The 15,748-nt window shown below is 75.0% G+C and carries 14 protein-coding genes; 5 read left to right on the top strand and 9 right to left on the bottom strand.

The features are described 5' to 3' along the window. On the bottom strand, positions 1-1,594 hold a 1,594-nt coding region (locus tag ACZ6ZR_RS11290; protein WP_465641696.1), incomplete at its 3' end, for a trypsin-like serine protease. A 223-nt stretch (positions 1,595-1,817) separates the two neighbouring features. On the opposite strand from ACZ6ZR_RS11290, the gene ACZ6ZR_RS11285 reads away from it, so the two are divergent. From ACZ6ZR_RS11285 to ACZ6ZR_RS11275, 3 genes are all read left to right on the top strand, one after another. Beyond that, the gene (locus ACZ6ZR_RS11285) at positions 1,818-2,336 is read left to right on the top strand and encodes a hypothetical protein (protein ID WP_465641694.1); all 519 of its coding nucleotides are present in this window, start codon (positions 1,818-1,820) and stop codon (positions 2,334-2,336) included. Between the two features lie 104 nt (positions 2,337-2,440). Continuing rightward, positions 2,441-2,965: a hypothetical protein gene (locus tag ACZ6ZR_RS11280; protein WP_465641692.1), complete on the top strand. Its 525-nt coding sequence runs from the start codon at positions 2,441-2,443 to the stop codon at positions 2,963-2,965. After that, positions 2,965-4,152, top strand: a complete 1,188-nt coding sequence (locus ACZ6ZR_RS11275; RefSeq protein WP_465641690.1) for an MAB_1171c family putative transporter — start codon at positions 2,965-2,967, stop codon at positions 4,150-4,152. The genes ACZ6ZR_RS11280 and ACZ6ZR_RS11275 overlap by 1 nt, the downstream gene beginning before the upstream one ends. 7 nt (positions 4,153-4,159) lie before the next feature. On the opposite strand, the gene ACZ6ZR_RS11270 is transcribed toward ACZ6ZR_RS11275, so the two are convergent. The 8 genes from ACZ6ZR_RS11270 to ACZ6ZR_RS11235 form a co-directional block, all read right to left on the bottom strand. Then, positions 4,160-5,683 carry a nitroreductase family protein gene (locus ACZ6ZR_RS11270; protein WP_465641688.1) on the bottom strand — a complete coding sequence of 508 codons (1,524 nt, stop codon included), beginning with the start codon at positions 5,681-5,683 and terminating at the stop codon, positions 4,160-4,162. Positions 5,684-5,712: 29 nt separating this feature from the next. Further along, positions 5,713-7,317, bottom strand: coding sequence for a hypothetical protein (locus tag ACZ6ZR_RS11265; RefSeq protein ID WP_465641686.1), 1,605 nt, complete (start codon positions 7,315-7,317; stop codon positions 5,713-5,715). Then, complete coding sequence (locus tag ACZ6ZR_RS11260; RefSeq protein WP_465641684.1) at positions 7,314-8,387, bottom strand: hypothetical protein; 1,074 nt, start codon at positions 8,385-8,387, stop codon at positions 7,314-7,316. Before ACZ6ZR_RS11260 ends, ACZ6ZR_RS11265 begins: the two co-directional genes overlap by 4 nt. Further along, complete coding sequence (locus ACZ6ZR_RS11255) at positions 8,384-9,442, bottom strand: LLM class flavin-dependent oxidoreductase (RefSeq protein ID WP_465641682.1); 1,059 nt, start codon at positions 9,440-9,442, stop codon at positions 8,384-8,386. Before ACZ6ZR_RS11255 ends, ACZ6ZR_RS11260 begins: the two co-directional genes overlap by 4 nt. Positions 9,443-9,479: 37 nt before the next feature. Continuing rightward, positions 9,480-10,763 carry a M16 family metallopeptidase gene (locus ACZ6ZR_RS11250; protein ID WP_465641680.1) on the bottom strand — a complete coding sequence of 428 codons (1,284 nt, stop codon included), beginning with the start codon at positions 10,761-10,763 and terminating at the stop codon, positions 9,480-9,482. Beyond that, the gene (locus ACZ6ZR_RS11245) at positions 10,760-12,079 is read right to left on the bottom strand and encodes a M16 family metallopeptidase (protein WP_465641678.1); all 1,320 of its coding nucleotides are present in this window, start codon (positions 12,077-12,079) and stop codon (positions 10,760-10,762) included. Before ACZ6ZR_RS11245 ends, ACZ6ZR_RS11250 begins: the two co-directional genes overlap by 4 nt. Before the next feature lie 65 nt (positions 12,080-12,144). After that, entirely contained in the window at positions 12,145-12,903 is a 759-nt protein-coding gene (locus ACZ6ZR_RS11240; RefSeq protein ID WP_465641676.1) for an ABC transporter permease, read from the bottom strand. Further along, positions 12,900-13,946 (bottom strand): ATP-binding cassette domain-containing protein, encoded by a 1,047-nt coding sequence (locus ACZ6ZR_RS11235; protein ID WP_465641674.1) that lies wholly within the window; start codon positions 13,944-13,946, stop codon positions 12,900-12,902. The genes ACZ6ZR_RS11240 and ACZ6ZR_RS11235 overlap by 4 nt, the downstream gene beginning before the upstream one ends. Positions 13,947-14,311: 365 nt before the next feature. On the opposite strand from ACZ6ZR_RS11235, the gene ACZ6ZR_RS11230 reads away from it, so the two are divergent. After that, a complete protein-coding gene (locus ACZ6ZR_RS11230) occupies positions 14,312-14,503 on the top strand; it encodes a thiopeptide-type bacteriocin (RefSeq protein WP_345695806.1) in 192 nt (63 codons plus the stop codon). 154 nt (positions 14,504-14,657) lie between these two features. Beyond that, complete coding sequence (locus ACZ6ZR_RS11225) at positions 14,658-15,713, top strand: hypothetical protein (protein WP_465641672.1); 1,056 nt, start codon at positions 14,658-14,660, stop codon at positions 15,711-15,713. Positions 15,714-15,748: the final 35 nt, after the last annotated feature.

Below are 15,748 nucleotides of genomic sequence, written 5' to 3'. Positions count from 1 at the left end.
AGTTGCCGTTGGTGTCGGTGAGTGAGGTGAGGAAGGTGATGGCGCCGTTGGTGTGCCGGTAGGCGACGACGGCGTCCGAGTGTCCGTCACCGTTGGTGTCGCCGGCGAAGAGCTGGATGGCGTTCCAGTCCCAGCTGTTGGCGGGGATGGTGGTGGGGCTGGCGGTGAAGGGTTGGATCTTGCCGTCGGTGGCGGCGAGGCCGGTGTACATGGTGATGGAGGAGTCGGCGTTGCGGTACATCATGGCGAGGTCGGTGCGGTGGTCGCCGTTGAAGTCGCCGTTGATGAAGCGGATGGAGTTCCAGTCCCAGCTGGCCGGGGGGACGACGTAGCCGCCGTTGAAGGCGCCGAAGTTGCCGTTGGTGTCGGTGAGTGAGGTGAGGAAGGTGATGGCGCCGTTGGTGTGCCGGTAGGCGACGACGGCGTCCGAGTGTCCGTCACCGTTGGCGTCGCGACCGGTCACCGAGCGCTGGACCGTGGTGGCGACCCAGGCCGACAGGTCGTCAGCACGGCTGTTCTGTGCGCCGGTCCGGGTCTCGGTGGCCGGCGTGCCGAGGCAGCCGCCCTGCCAGGAGCGGGAGGCCAGGCCGGCGATCTCGACGGTTCCGTTCGCGGTCCGCAGCAGCGGCGCGCCCGCGTCCCCGGCGCACAGGGCCGTCCCGTTCGAGGTGGGGGCGGTGTCCACGCCGGTGGCGGTCGAGGAGCCGACGGTGTGCGTGGTGGTCCGGGGGGTGGTCGACGCCCAGCCGGTCGCGGTGCGTCCGAAGCCGGGGACCCGCAGGCTCTCGCCCGGGGTGGGCGCGGCGGTGGAGAGCTTCGCCGGTGCCACGCCCTTCACGGTGCCCACCAGCCGGACCAGGGCCGCGTCACGGTCGGCGCGCGGGACGACCTCGACGATGCCGAGGCTCTTCCCGTCGACGGTGAAGGTGCTCGCGGCCGGCGGCGCGCCCGGGGCGAGGGTGCCCGGGGTGTCGGTGAAGCAGCCGGCGGAGGTGAGGGCCCACAGCGGGTCGACCAGGGTGGCGGTGCACGCCCGGGAGCCGGCCCGGCCCGGCTCCCCGGCCGTGATCCGGCCGACGGCGGGGTACTCGGGTGCGGCCGGAGTGTCGGCGGTGCCGCCCGAGGTCACCAGCTCGAGCAGGGCGGTCCCGTCGGAGGACGTGCCCTCGCCGACGGGCTGGAAGAGGTTCTTGGGGATGTCGATGCTGGAGACGGTGCCGTTGGCGTTGAGCGTGGCCTTGGTCGTGTGGTCGTCGCCCTTGATGCTGTAGACCTTCGGCAGCTCCAGGGCGAGGTAGCCGGTCGGGCCGGTCGCCTTGAAGCAGAGGGGCTTCGGCGGATCGGTGATCCGGCTGTAGACCGTCAGCAGGTTCTCGCCCGAGAAGCAGTCGGAGACGAGGCGGATGTTCCCGTCCCCCGCCTTCAGGGTCACGCCCTGCGCGGTCGGGAGGTTGGCGCCCACGGGGTAGGCGAAGCCCTCCACGGCCAACGGCGGCAAGGCGGTGTCCGCCGCCGCCGACACCTGGCCCATCACGCCCGCGGGGATGGCCAGCAGGGCTGCCAGCAGCAGGGCCGGTCTGCGAACCGTACGCACGATCACTCCTGTGTGAGGACATGGCTGGTCGGCCCAGGGCGTCCTCGTGCCACTGCGCCGGATCGATGGAGATTAAAATCGCCATCACCTTAGAGGGCTTTTTCCCCCGGCATCAAACGGCTTTCGGGACTTCGTGGCAGCTGGCTCGCGATCGACGACTACTTTGATAGACACGACTGGCCCTCGGCGGTACCCTGAACTGCCGAGCTAGCGGAGGACTGGGATGGACACGAACGAGGCCGACGGGCCCCAGCGCGCCTTCGTGCCTCCGGACCGGGCCGGCCGGATCGCGGGCCGGCTCGACGCCCTCATCACCCGCGAAGCCGCCAGGGCCGGGGGCAAGCCGCCGGCCTACCGCGAACTGGCCGACCGGATCAACCGGATCGCCGGACGGAGCGTCATCTCCAAGGACACGATCCGCAACCTCCACCAGGCCGTGAACCACAAGGGGCAGGCCGCGAACCCCACCGTGGAGACCCTGGACTGGCTGGGCCTGGCCTTCGGCATCCGGTCCGGGGCGACGTACTTCCTCGGTGACGACGACGCCGCCGCGGTCGTGGACGGGCAACTGGCGGCCCTCGACAAGCTGGCCGGACTGCGGACGGCGATGGGGAACACCGAGGTGATCGGTCTCGCGCAGCGCGCGTCGGGGCTGTCGGACAACAGCCTCCACATGCTGGTCGCCCTCGCCGACCGGCTGAAGGCGCTGGAGGAGGGCGCGGCCGCCGGTCCGGAGGCGTGAACCCGCCCGGTGCGGGGCGCCCTCGCCCCGGACGGAACGTCAGCCGAAGGGTGCAGTAGGGTCGGCAGCGCCCTGGCCGTCCGACGAAGGATCGACTGCACGTCATGCCTCTCCCTCGAGGTCTGCGCAGGCGCTGCGAGGCGATGCTCGCCGGGATCGAGATCCCCGACCCGTTCACGGTCGACGCGTTCCGCGACTCCCTGGCCCGCCGTCGCGGGCGGCCGATCGTCATGGAGCCGCTGCCCGATTTCGGGCCCGACTCGCCCTGTGGCCTGTGGATCGCCCTGCCGAGCGTGGACGTGGTCTTCTACGAACGGCGGACCAGCCCCGCGCACCAGGACCTGATCAAGCTCCACGAGCTCGGCCACGTGCTCTGCGACCACTCCCGCACCTTCGAACTGGCCCAACTCGCCGAGGCGTTCCCCGATCTGACGCCGGAGCTGATCGGGCAGGTGCTCGGGCTCGCCCGCAGCAACTACTCCACGGTCGAGGAGCAGGAGGCCGAGATGATCGCCGTGCTCCTGGCGGACCTGGTGGGCGTCGACCGGGTCGGGACGCGCTCCTCCCGCCGGCTGACCGCCAGCCTCGCCCATCCGGTGCGGCAACTGCGGGGCTGGCGGGGCATCTGATGTACGCGGTCTACCAGTTCACGATCCCCGCCCTGCTCTGGGCCCTGGTGCTCTGGCGGGCCCCGTCCGCGCTCGGCGGCCCCCGCCCGTCGCGGTACCTGTGGTACTTCCTGGCGGCGGTCGCCTTCACCGCCACGACCAGGCCGTCCGCGGTGGAGCACCTCGTCAGGGTGGCCACCGGGTCACCCGACCTCTCCGTCCTGCTGAAGCACCTCGGCGTCCTGGCGTCGACCCACTTCGTCCTGGAGTACGTCGTCGCCGTCCACGGCCGACGGCCGCACCGGCCGGCCGCCGCCCGCCTGCGGATCGCATCGGTGGTGGCTGCCGGGCTGGCCCTGACCGTGCTGTTCGCGCTCTTCTTCGACCACGAACCTGAAGGTCCGGCAAGCCGGGTGACGGACGCTCACCTCGGTGACCCGGCCGTGCTGGTCTACGAGGGCGTCGTCTACGCCTACCTCGGGACGGCGAGCCTGCTGTCCGGGCGGCTGTTCTGGTCGAACCGGCGCGAGGTGCCGCCGGGTCTGCTCCGTGCGGGAGTCCTCTGCCTCGCCAGTGGCTGCGGCACCGGTTTCGTGTACACGGTCTACCGCGTCTGGTTCCTCGCCCGCCAGCGCAGCCGGCCCGACCTGCCGGGATCCGGGACCTTCGATCCGGTCTCCGAGGTGCTCCCGGTGGTCGCCGTCCTCCTGCTCGTCGCCGGGCTCTCGCTGCCCCCGGTGGCCACGCTGGTCCGCTACGTCCGCCACCAGTACGGGCTCTGGCGGTTGCACGCCCTCTGGGCGGACCTGACGGACGCCGTGCCGACGGTGGCCTTCGGGGCGCGCGTCACTCGGGCCAGGGACCTCCTCACGGTCGGCGACCGCACCCTCGACCTGGCACACCGGGCGTTCGAGATCCGGGATGCCTCGCTGGCCCTGCGCGACCGGTACGCGCCGGCCGTCGCGGAGGTGGGTGCGGGGGTGGGTGCGGCCGGCGAGCGGGCGGACGGATCCCCGGCCGGGGAGCGGGAGCGGGCCCGGCGGGAGGCGCGGTGGTTGTACGCCGCGCTCCACGGAGCAGGGCCCGGCGGCATCGTCGAGGACGTGCCTCCGCCGCCGTCCGGCGCAAGGACCCCCGCGGAGGAGATCGCCTGGCTGCTCGCGGTCGCGGCGGCGTACGAGGCCTGCCGGACGGGGGCCGCCTCCTGACGGTCGTTCAGACCCGGAGGTCGAGGTACGGCTCCGCGTAGCGGGTGCGGCCGCAGACCGTGAGGAGGACCGGGTGCTCGCCGTCCGGGAGGGCGAGCAGGCGGCCGACCAGGTGCTCGTCGAAGGAGCGGGCCGGGCGGGCGAAGCGGTCCTGGGCGGCGGCCGCCAGCGAGAGGCCGTGGGCCAGCCAGCCGCAGGCGAGCTGGAGCAGGCTCCAGGCGGCCGGGCCCTGACGCTCGGTCAGGCGGGCCGGGTCGACCGTGCAGAACCAGAGCGAGGAGGCGTGCCGGACCCCGCCGTCGTTGGCGGGGGTGAGCGGGTAGCCGAAGCCCGCCTCCAGTTCGGCGGGCAGGCCCTCGGCCGCCCGGACCAGCGCGAGGCCGCCGTCCGGGGTGGCGCGGTAGTGGCCGTCGGGCAGGCCGGCGGTGTGCTGGAGCACCACGTGGAGGGAGACCGCCTCCCGGACGGCGGTGAGCGGGCCGGGCGGTACGGGCACCCCGGCCCAGGCGGCCAGGGACTCCACCTCGGCGGCCGTGCTGGTGCTCGGACGGACCGAGAAGCCGGTGAGCGGCAGCGGCACCCGGCCCGCGCTGCGGCGCCAGAGCGCTTCCGCCCAGGAGACCGGGGAGGCCGTGCCCGCGGCGGACTTGGGAAGTGCGGTGGCCGGGACGGGGGACGGGGCGGGCGCGGCGCGGCGGGCGGAGGCGACCCGGGCGGAGCCGGTCAGGCTGGGGTGGGCGGCCGAGTCGGTGAGCAGCGCGTCGGGCCCGGGGGCGGCCGGGCGGCCGTGGCCGGTCGGCCGGAACGGGCCGGGGCCGGCCAGTCCGGGGAGGGTGACCACCACCGGCACCGACCAGATGCCCGGGCCGGTGGCCGCCAACAGGGCCTCGGCCGAGGCCAGTTGGAGCCCGGTGCTGTCCACCGTGGCCGGCCGGCCGAGGAGTTCGGCGCCGGTGAGCACGGCCCGCAGGGTGATGCCCAGTTCGAGGTCGCCGAGGGCGCGCCGCAGGATGCCGTACGGCGTCGGCAGGTCGGTCGGCCGGGCCGCCAGTACCATCCGCACCGCCGTGCCCGCCGGCCGTAGGTGCGGCGGCACGGGTGCGTCCACCGCCACCAGGGCGTGCCGGTACGGGTCGAGGTAGCCGGCCGGCCCGTCCGGGCCCACCACCAGGACGTGGACCGGGAACTTGCTGCGCACCGAGGCCACCGTCCGGTGGTCGTTCGCCGGATTGGACGGTTCGCGCCGCTGCATGCCGAGTGCCGCCACCAGCAGGTGACCGAGCCGGTCCCCGTCGGCCGGGGGATCCGCCAACGGGGCTTCGCCGAACGGTAGTTCCTCCAGCCGTCGGAAGGTGCCGGCGGGCAGGGGGCGGACCTCCCGGCCGCGGGCCGCCGCCGGGGGCAGCAGCGCGGTGGTGGCGATCCGCTCGTCCACAGCGATCGGGTCCAGCAGCAGGCCGCGGAGCGGGCCCTGGGCGAGCGCGAAGCGCAGGACCTCCGGGACGGACGGGGGCTCGGGGGCGGACGGCATCCGGTGCTCCTCGGACGATGGGGCGGCGGTCAGTGCAGGCGGAGGCGGGCGCAGGTCCACGGCAGCGGGCCGAGGACCGGATCGGCGGTGAGCCGGCGCACCGTCACCCGGTGGACGGCCGACAGCTGCTGGAGGGAGCGGGCCAGGGCGGGAGCGGTGAGGTGCTCCACGCACCAGGTGCCGGTGGGTGGATGGGTGCCGCCGGTGGTCCGCGCGGTGAACAGCGTCCCGAGGACGGCGTAGGCGGCGGTGGCCGGGCTCGGACCCCACTCGGCGGCGAGGAGGACGCCGTCCGGGGTGTGGGCGGTGGCCAAGTGCCAGGCCCCGGAGGGGAGTCGACGGGTGGCGAGGTCGAGGTGGAGGCCGTGGTACTCGGTGAGGGCGCTGTGCAGGGCGCGGGTGGTCGGGTGCTCCTGTGCGGTCGGGAGGAGCGGTTCGGCGGGGGTCTCCAGGGCGCGCGGGGTCAGGGCGCGGAGCAGGCCGTCCAGGGTGGCGTGGGCGGGGGTGGTCCCCGCGCAGGGGTGCTCGTCCGGGGAGCCTTCCCCGGTGGCGGTGGCGGTGGCGGTGGCGGTGGCGGTGGCGGTGCCGGTGCCGGTGCCGGTGTCGGCGTGCCGGCGGAGCAGGGCGAGCAGGGCGTGCCGTCGGGCGGCGGTCGCGTCCTCGCCCCAACCCGTCAGCGCGGCGGCGGAGTCGACCGGGCGGAGGGTGACGGCGGCCACCGGACGGCGGCGCTCCGGTCCGGCCGGACCGTCCCAGCGGCCGAGGCCTCGCCAGGGCTCGGTCAGCACGGCCGGGTCGGCGTCCTCCGGTGCCGGTCCCTGCGGGTCGAGCGGCTGCCAGCTGCCTTCGGCGCCCGCGACCGTCACCTCGGCCACCTCGCAGGTCGGGCCGTGCACCACCAACAGGCTCTCGTCGGACGACAGTTCGGTGATCCGGTCGACCACCCGCCGGGCCGCGAGCGAACCGGCGAGCACCGCGCCCACCGGCAGGGGGGCCGGCCCCTGCGGCAGGACGGACAGCCAGCCGGTCACCCGCCGCACCGCCGTCCGGAAGGCGGCGGCAGCGGCGGGGCCGTCCAGCACCGGGCCCACGACGGCGTGCCCGGGGCCGCAGGAGACCGGCAGGACGCCCGGGCGGAGCTCGTGGTCGAGTTCCTGGGCATCCGTCAGGACCCCGACCGTGATGAGGGGTTGTCCGCCCCCGTCGGTGCCGGCGGCCAGGCGGGTGAGGGAGCGGGCGGCGGCGTCGGCGGCCGGGCCGGTGCCGGTGACCGCCACGGGGGTGCGGCGGAGGCGGTGGTAGAGGGCGTAGGGCTGGTCGGCGTACTCCTCCAGGTGGGCGAGGATCTCCGGGTGGCGGCCGTCGGCGGGCGGCGGTCCGTCGAGTGCGTCCAGGTCGAGCAGGAGGCCGCGCGCGGCGAGCACCGGGAGCAGCGCGGTCAGCAGCGCTCCTGACGGTCCGTCGGCCAGCTCCGCCGGGTCCGCTCCGTCGGTGAGCGGGCCCAGCCGCCGGTCGAGCGCCTCGAACAGCGCGGCCGGGCCCCGGACGACGAAGGCGGCGCCGTGGAACGAGCAGTGCAGGCCCTGTGGGACCGGTGCGAAGTGGCAGCCGGGCCGGAGCTTCAGCCGGGTCACCTGGGCCGGCCTCCGCAGTCGATCAGCCACCGCTCGTCGGACGGCCCGCCGGGGGCCAGGAGGACCAGTCCGATCCGGGGGCGGTCGGCGCCCCGGGCGGGCAGGTCGATCCGCAGCCGGGCGGCGCCGGAGAGCCAGGCCGCGACCTGGATCGGGGCGGGCAGCCGCCAGGCTGGCTGCGCGGGCGGGCAGGGGACGGTGAGCGGGCGGCCGTCCTGGTCGGTGACGACCAGGGTGCCGGCCTCCGGCCGGTGGCTGATCCGGGCCTCGTACCAGGGGTACGGGGCGGAGTCGGCGGGCGCACCGGCGGTGCCGGCGCCGAGCAGGGTGAGGGACCCGTCCTGAGGGGACGTCAGGAGCTGGTAGCCACCGTCGGGAGCGTGGAAGGCGGACGGCAACTCGCCTACTGCAAGGGGTAGTTTCGCAGTTCCGGCGAGGTGATCGGCCAGCTCGGCGGTGGCGGCGGCACGGGCGGCGAGCAGTGCGGCCAGCGAGCCGTCGGCCGGGCCGAACTCCTCGGCGCCGCGCGCGTCCAGCATGCCGGAGCGTCGGTGCACGACGGTGAGCAGGTCGGCGGCGCAGTCCACCAGGGAGGCGGAGCCGCCGCTGCCGTGGCGGTCGGTGAACGCCACGGTGAGCAGGGCCCGGATGTCGTGGCCCCGGTCGAGCAGGCCGAGCAGCGGGAGCAGGGCGGCCAGGTCGGCGAAGGCCTCGGCGTAGCCCTCGGGTGGTGAGTCGAGCGAGTGCGCCTGGGGCAACTGGCCTGCCTCAGCGGGGGGTTCGACGGCAGGGGCGTCGAGCAGCAGGCCGCTGCCGAGTCCCGCCGTGACGGCGGCCTCGGCCGGTCCCTCGCCGAGCCGGCGGGCCAGCGCGGCGGTGAGCTGCTCGCGTCCGGCCGGGCCGAGCGCGCTGAGCGCGACCAGGGTGCGGACGGTGGCGGTGGCCGTGACGGCGAGGGTGCGGGTCCGGTCGGGGGCGGTGACCCGGTAGCGGACCTGCCCGTCGCGGAGGACGGCGGTGGCGTTGAGCGCCAGGGAGCCGGCCGAGGCGGTGGTGGTGGCGGTGCTCACCGGGCACCGCCGGGGAACTGCGGGCGGACCTTCTCGACGAAGAGCTCGGTGCTGCGCAGCGCGGCCGCGCCGCCGAAGTCGCCGAAGTCGGCCTGCCAGAGCAGCCCGTCGACGTTCATCCGCTCCTGGAAGCGGCCGATCTGCTCGGCGACGTGCTCGGGGGAGCCGACGATGGCGCTGCCGTTGGCCCGCAGGTCCTTGGCGGTGAGGGTGCGGATCGAGGCGGCCAGCCCGGTGTACTGCTGGTAGTCCTTGGAGACCGTCTCGTCCCACGGGTCGAGGGCCGAACTCCACACCTCCAGGTAGCGGTCGAGGTGCGGGTCGGCGATCTCCCGGGCGGCCTGGTCGGTCTCGGCGACCACCAGCGGCAGGCTGGCCATCACGCGCGGCGCGGAGCCGGGGTGGTGCTCGGCGTAGGTGGTCCGGTAGAGCTCGACCATGGAGTTGTCGAGCTCCCGGCCGGTGGGGGTGATCAGCAGGCCGTAGCCGAGTTCGCCGATCCGGCGGAAGCTCTCGGGGGACTGCACGGCGGCGATCCAGAGCGGCGGGCCGTCCTGCTGGGTCGGGCGGGGCAGCACGGTGGCGTTGCGCAGGGTGAAGAAGGGGGTCTCCTGGTTCACGCCCTCCTCCCGGAGCATCCGCTCGACGGCCGCGACCACGGCCTCGAAGCGGGCCCGGCTGCCGTCCATCGGCACGTCGAAGGCGTGGAACTCGTGCGGCAGGTAGGCACGGGCGAAGCCGATCTCCAGCCGGCCGTGGCTGATCGCGTCCACCATCGTGATGTGCGAGGCGAGTTGGACGGGGTGGTGGAAGACCGGGAGCACGCAGCCGGTGATCAGCCGGATGTCGGTGGTCTGCGCGGCGACGGCGGTGAGGAAGGTGAGCGGGCTCGGACAGTAGCCGCCGTAGGGGTGCAGGTAGTGCTCGGTCATCTTCACGTAGTCCAGCCCGGCCTGGTCGCCGTAGCGGGACAGTGCCAGCACCTCGTCGTAGTACGTGGCGGGGGACTTGCTCTGCGGGGTGGAGTCGGGCAGGAAGGACAGGCCGAAACGCACGGGGACCTCCGAGGATCAGGGAGCGGTGGGAGTGGGCTCAGGGCTGGAGCACGATGCCGGTGAAGGCCCCGGGGTCGAGGTGGACGCGGGCCGCCTCGGCGACCTGAGCGGCCGTCACCCCGGCGAGCGAGGAGGGGAAGGCGGAGAGCCAGCCGGGGTCCAGGCCGTGCACGGCGGTGTCCAGCAGGGCGTCTGCCAGGCCGATCTGGGTGGCCAGCGAGATGGCCCGGATGCCGGCGCTGTACCCGGCGGCGGCCTCGACCTCGGCGGGGGTGGGCGGCTCGGCGCCGCTGAGCCGGGCCAGCACCTCGAAGGTGCGCTCCAGCGCGGCGTCGCGGTGCCGGGGGTCGACGCCGAACTGGGTCAGGTTGACGGCGGTGGTGCCGATCTCGACGGCGGCGCAGCGGGCGCTGTAGGCGTAGCCGGCCTCCTCGCGCAGCGAGCGGACCAGCCGGGAGGAGAAGTACCCGGCGAAGACCAGCTCGGCCAGGTGCAGGGCGGCGAAGCCGGGGTCGGTGCGGGGCAGCGAGGGCGCGGCGAGCCGGGCCTCGGCCTGGCGAAGGCCGGGCATCCGGACATCGGCCACCGGGCCGCCGGTGACCTGGGGCGGGTCGGCCATCTCGCGGGCGGCACCGGCTCCGGTCCAGCCGGCCAGGGCCCGGGCGGCGGCGTCCAGGGCCTGATCCGGCGTCAGGTCGCCGACCAGGACGAGGGTGGAGCCGCGGGGGAGCAGCCGTTCGGCCCGGCGGGTGTCCAGGGTCTCCACGGTGACGGCGCGGACCAGCTCCTCCTCCGGGGTCTCCCGGGCGGCGGGGTGCTCGCCGAAGCAGTGCCGCAGCAGGGCGGAGCGCCCGGCGTACTGCGGCAACCGCCCGGCCAGCCGGACGCGTTGGAGCAGCCGGGCCCGTTCGGCCTCCACCTCGGCGGCCCGGAAGGCGGTGCCGGTGAGCAGGTCGGCGAGCAGGTCGAGCAGGGCCGGCAGGCCCTCGCTCAGCAGCCGGGCGGTGACCTTGAGCCGTTCGGGCCTGGCGTCCACCCGCAGGCTGCCGCCGTACTCGGCGAGCAGCCCGTCCACGGCGGCCCGGTCGCGGCGGGCGGCGCCGCAGGCCAGGGCGGCGGCGAGGAGTTCGGCCTCGGCGGCGTGCTCGGGGCCCTCCCCGCCGTACGGGACGGCGAGGCGCAGCTCGACCACCGGGACGGCGGCGCGGCGGGCGGCCAGCACCCGCAGGCCGTTCTCCAGGACGCGCTCGCGGTACTCCGGCGGGCGGACGGCGGCCGGGGGCGGCACCACGGGGATCTCGGTCAGGGGAACGGTGGTCACGGCTGGGCTCCGTTCGGCTCGGCGGCCGGTTCGACGGCGGGGGCGGACGCCGGTTCGACGGTGAGGACGGCGGGCGGGCAGGCGGCCAGCGCGGCCGCGGCGGCGCGGACCTGTCCGGCGTCCACGGCGGCCAGCAGCCGGGGCAGTTCGGTGACCAGCTCGGCCCGGCCGAGCAGCGTCTCGAAGGCGGCGGCCCGCCGGGCCCGGGCGGCCACCGGGTCGGTCTCGGAGTACCAGGAGGCACTCAACCGCCGTACGGCCCGTGCCAGTTCGGCCTCGTCGAAGCCCTCGGGGTCGGCCAGCAGGTCGAGTTGACCACGGATCAGGGCGGCCACCTCGGCGGGGGAGTGCCCGGGGGCGCAGACGGCGGTGGCGACCATCGCCTCCGGGTCGCGGGCGTCGAAGGCCTGGCCGGTGAGCGAGGGCAGCACCGCCGCCTGGGCGGCGACGCCGTCGCGGACCAGGGTGCGCCGCAGCCGGCCGTGCTGCGGGTCGCCGAGCAGGGCCGCGGCCAGCAGGGCGGCCAGGTGCTCCGGGGTGCCGGGGGCCGGGCAGCGCCAGCCGACGGCGACCGCGGCCGCCGGGGCCAGCGGGTCGGTGACGGCGCGGGTGCGCTCCCGGTCGGGCGGCGGCTCGGCGCAGTCGGGGCGCGGTGTGCGGGGGCGGGCGGGCAGCGCGCCGAAGTGCTTCTCCGTCAGGTCGAGGGCGTGCCGCGGGTGGAAGGCCCCGCTGATCGCCAGCACGGCGCTGCCGGGGGAGTAGTGGCCGTCGAAGAACCGCTCGCACTCCTCGGGGGTGACGCCGGTGAGCGAGCGGGTGTCGCCGTAGCCGTTGTGGGCGTTGGCCTCCTTCCGGTACAGCACCGGTGGCAGGGTGAAGGCGGGGAAGCCGCCGTACGGGCGGCCGAGGAAGTTCTGGTTGATCTCCTCGGCCACCACCGCGATCTGGTTGGCGATGGTCTCGGGGGTGGTGCGGGGGCCTCGCATCCGGTCGGCCTCCAGGAAGAGCATCAGCTCCAACGCCTCGGCGGGCACCACCTGGTAGTAGCAGGTGTGGTCCCGCTGGGTCACCGCGTTGAAGGCGCCGCCGGCGGCCTGGACCCGCTCGGCGTGGGCCAGCTTGGGCAGCGAGGAGCTGCCCTGGAACATCAGGTGCTCGAAGAGGTGGGCGAAGCCGGGCCGGGCCTCGCTGCGGTAGCCGACGTCGTAGGCGACCGCGACCGCGACGGCCGGGACCTCGGGGTCGGGCAGCAGCACGACGGTGAGCCCGTTGCCGAGCCGGTGCCGCGAGAGCTGCCCGGCGGTGCCGAGAGGCACGGTGAACTCCCTTGCTCAGGAGGGTGGTTGGAGGTGGTCGGTGGTCGGTGGTCGGTGGTCGGTGTTCAGCGGTCGGCGGAGCGGACCGAGCGCAGTCCGAACCAGACCGTCAGCGCCGCCAGGCCGAGCGCGACCGCCGCACCGGTCAGGGTGCCGGTGGAGCCGATCCGCCCGTCGAAGAGCTCGCGCACCCCGGTCACCACGTGGGTCAGCGGGTTGGCCCGGGAGAGCCCGGAGAGCCAGCCGGGGGCGAGGGTCATCGGCAGCAGCACCCCGGAGAGCAGCAGGGTGGGCAGGGTCACCGCGTTGATCAGCTGGCCGAACACGTCCTCGGCGGGGATCCGCAGCGCCAGCCCGTACGAGAGCGCCGACATCGCCAGACCCAGCACGCAGAGCAGCACGAAGGAGAGCACCACCCCGGCCAGTGAGGCGCGCAGGCCCATCCCGACCGCGCCGAGCACCAGCAGGCCGCCCTGGACGGCGTAGACCACGGCGTCGCGCAGCACCCGGCCGAGCAGCAGGCCGAGTTCGCCGGCGGCGGTGACCCGCATCCGGTCCAGCACGCCGGAGCGGATCTCGGCGATCACACCGAAGCCGACGAAGGCGGAGGCGAAGACGCTCTGCTGCACCAGCAGGCCGGGGACGAAGACCCGCCAGGGGTTGTCGCCGAAGCCGGGCACCGCGGCGAGCTTGGCCAGCAGCGGGCCGAACAGCACCAGGTAGAGCAGGGGTTGGACGAGGCTCATGACCACCCAGGCGGGGTTGCGCAGGGTGAAGCGCATCGAGCGGCGGAAGATGATGAGGCTGGTGCGCAGGGTGTTCACCGGGCCACCACCTCGCTCTCCGCCGGGGTGGTGGCCTCGACGGCAGAGGCCTCGGAACCGGCCTCGGCCGGCGGCCCGGCCGCTTCCGTCGGCCCGGCGGCGGAGCGGTCCTCGCGCAGCGAGCGGCCGGTGAGGCGGAGGAAGGCGTCCTCCAGGGTGGGCCGCTTCACCTCGACCGAGGTGAGTACGACCCCCGCCGCGTCCAGGGCCTTCAGCACCTCCGGCAGCCGGCGTTGGGCGCCCGCGCAGTGCAGGTGGACCCGGTCGGCGGTCACGTCCGGCCGGCAGTCGGGCAGCACCCGGGCCGCGGCCGCGGCGCAGTCGCCGATCTGCTCGGTCTCCAGGATGATCACGTCGCCGCCGATCTGGTCCTTCAACGCCTTGGCGGTGTCGGCGGCGACGATCCGGCCGCCGTCGATGACCAGGATCCGGTCGCAGAGCCCGTCCGCCTCCTCCAGGTAGTGCGTGGTGAGGAAGACGGTGAGGTTCTGCTCGGCGCGCAGCGCCCGCAGGTGCTCCCAGAGGTTGGCCCGGGACTGCGGGTCCAGCCCGGCGGTCGGTTCGTCGAGGAAGAGCACCTTCGGCCGGTGGATCAGCCCCAGGGCCAGGTCCAGCCGCCGCCGCTGGCCGCCGGAGAGGCGTCCGCAGGGGCGGTCCAGCAGCTCGGTGAGCTCGAAGCGCTCGGCGCTCTCGGCCGCCCGGGCGGCGGCCTGAGCCGCCGTCATGCCCTGGAGCCTGGCCTGGGTGCGGAGTTCGTCGCCCGCGCGGTGGTCGCCGCCGGAGCCGCTCTGCCCGACGTAGCCGATCTGCCGGCGGACCTCGGTCCGCTGCCGCAGCACGTCCAGACCGGCCACGGTGGCGGTGCCGGAGGTGGGCCGCAGCAGGGTGGTGAGCATCCGCACGGTGGTGGTCTTGCCGGCCCCGTTGGGGCCGAGGAAGCCGACGGCCTCGCCCTCGGCGACCGACAGGTCGACGCCGGCGACGGCCTCCACGGGGCCCGAGCGGGTGCGGAAGCTGCGGGTCAGTCCCTGGGCTTGGATCACGATGGCTCCGATTCTGGGCTCCGACCCCGAGCGGGGCGCCCGGCCGGACCGGCGGAAGGTGGGCCGGGGCCGCAGGAGCGCCGCCAGGCCGGTCACCGACTCTGCGATCCCGCCCCCGGCGCCGTCCAGAGCGGACGCCGGACCTGACGGACCCTTGGCAGCAAACTGCAGGAGCCAAATGCCCGGTTCACCCCGTTCGCCCGCTCCGGCGGGGCCCGCGAGGGTATCCGAGACCCGCCAAAACCCTTGAACGGTCGGCAACTTGATGCCGCGTCAGTCGCTTGCCCGGCGGATCTCCCGACCCGGAAGCTGTTGGCCGTTGCCGAGGACGAACGGCGTCCTCGGGCCAACCGAGAGGAATCGACATGAGCATCGACTTCGGCGCCTTCGACGTCACCGAGCTCGAGGTCCTGGAGGCCGGCGACGGCGTCGCGCTGCCCGACATGGGTGCCTCCATCGTCATCATCTACCCGACCGTGACCCCGGACGGCGAGGAGGTCCTCGGCGAGGCCGACCTGAACGGCATCTCCGGCTCGCTCTCCACCTCCTGCTGCTGACCCGGGCGCACCGCAGGGGCGCTGACCACCCGTCACTCTGAGTGCCAGTAGGAGCGGGGACGGCGCCACCGCACAGCCCACACATCGGCCACCTGCGAACGACCGCGCGGTCTCAGCCGCACCGGTCGCCTCGCGTACCTCCGGGAGACACGCCATGGACACCATCGGCCCGGGCACGGCCGTAAGGATCACCGACCACTCGGCGCAGCCGCGGGACCTGCTGCGCGCCCTGGACACGCCGCTGAGGCTGCTCAGGGACGCGCAGCAGCTCCCCGTGGTGCACCTGCGCCGCGGCTGGCTGCACGGCTCGCACCTGCGGGTGCTGGTGCGCTCCTACCCGCACCGGCCGCCGCTGCTGGACGAGTTCACCGACCTGGCCCGCCGTGCCGCCGCCGCGCTCACCGCGCAGGCCCCGGCCGAGGCCGACTACCTGCGCCGGGCCGAGCAGCTCGGCCGCTGGGAGAACCGCACCGAGGACCCGCTGCCGCTGCACCCGCACGGCCACGTCGAGTCCGGCCCCGACGAGGACGCGGCCCGCTTCCCGGCCGCGCTGCTGCTCACCCGGGACCTGATGGCCGACGCCTACCTGGACCCGGTGCTGGACACCGCGGCCCTGCCCGACGCGGAGCTGCTGCCCCAACTCGCCCGTGTCATGGCCCTGGTGGCCCGCTCCCACCCGCAGGGCTACCCCGTCGGCACCCTGGCCCTGCGCTCCCACGTCGAGGGGGTCTGCTCCGCCACCGGGAACCACACCGACCTGCGCGCGGTCTACGCCGAGCGGTACCGGCAGGACGCCGAACGCTTCGCCGAGGCGCTGACCCGGCCCGTGGACAGCCCGCTGCTGGCCGGCTGGGAGCGGGCGCTGACCAGGATCTGGGGCACCGCCGAGGCGGCCTGCGCGCACGGCACCCTGAACGAGGACGCCATCCACCAGGCCGTCGGGCCGATGGAGTACCCGCTCGGCCGGCCGGTGCGCAGCGAGTTCATCGCCGCCTACCTGGAGAACCGGGAGGCCGCCGAGCAGAACTACCGGCAGAACGCCTACCGGCTGCTGCTCAATACGCTCTACCCGACGCTGACCTGCTTCGGCATCACCCCCATGCAGCGCTACTACCTCTGCTACGGCCTCGCCGAGGCGGCCGACGCGCTCACGGGGACCGGCTCGGTGGAGCGGATGCGGGCCCGGCGCGGCGAACTCGCCGCGACCTGACCGCCCCCGCGCCGAAGCCGTCCTGCGCCGTAGTC

The organism is Kitasatospora sp. NPDC088742 (assembly GCF_055584905.1).
This window is presented reverse-complemented; position numbering and strand designations above follow the sequence as displayed.

Coding starts and splice junctions, on each gene's coding strand:
- ACZ6ZR_RS11285 (WP_465641694.1), top strand. CDS start 1,818: ATGGACACGAACGAGGCCGACGGGCCCCAGCGCGCCTTCGTGCCTCCG.
- ACZ6ZR_RS11280 (WP_465641692.1), top strand. CDS start 2,441: ATGCCTCTCCCTCGAGGTCTGCGCAGGCGCTGCGAGGCGATGCTCGCC.
- ACZ6ZR_RS11275 (WP_465641690.1), top strand. CDS start 2,965: ATGTACGCGGTCTACCAGTTCACGATCCCCGCCCTGCTCTGGGCCCTG.
- ACZ6ZR_RS11270 (WP_465641688.1), bottom strand. CDS start 5,683: ATGCCGTCCGCCCCCGAGCCCCCGTCCGTCCCGGAGGTCCTGCGCTTC.
- ACZ6ZR_RS11230 (WP_345695806.1), top strand. CDS start 14,312: ATGAGCATCGACTTCGGCGCCTTCGACGTCACCGAGCTCGAGGTCCTG.
- ACZ6ZR_RS11225 (WP_465641672.1), top strand. CDS start 14,658: ATGGACACCATCGGCCCGGGCACGGCCGTAAGGATCACCGACCACTCG.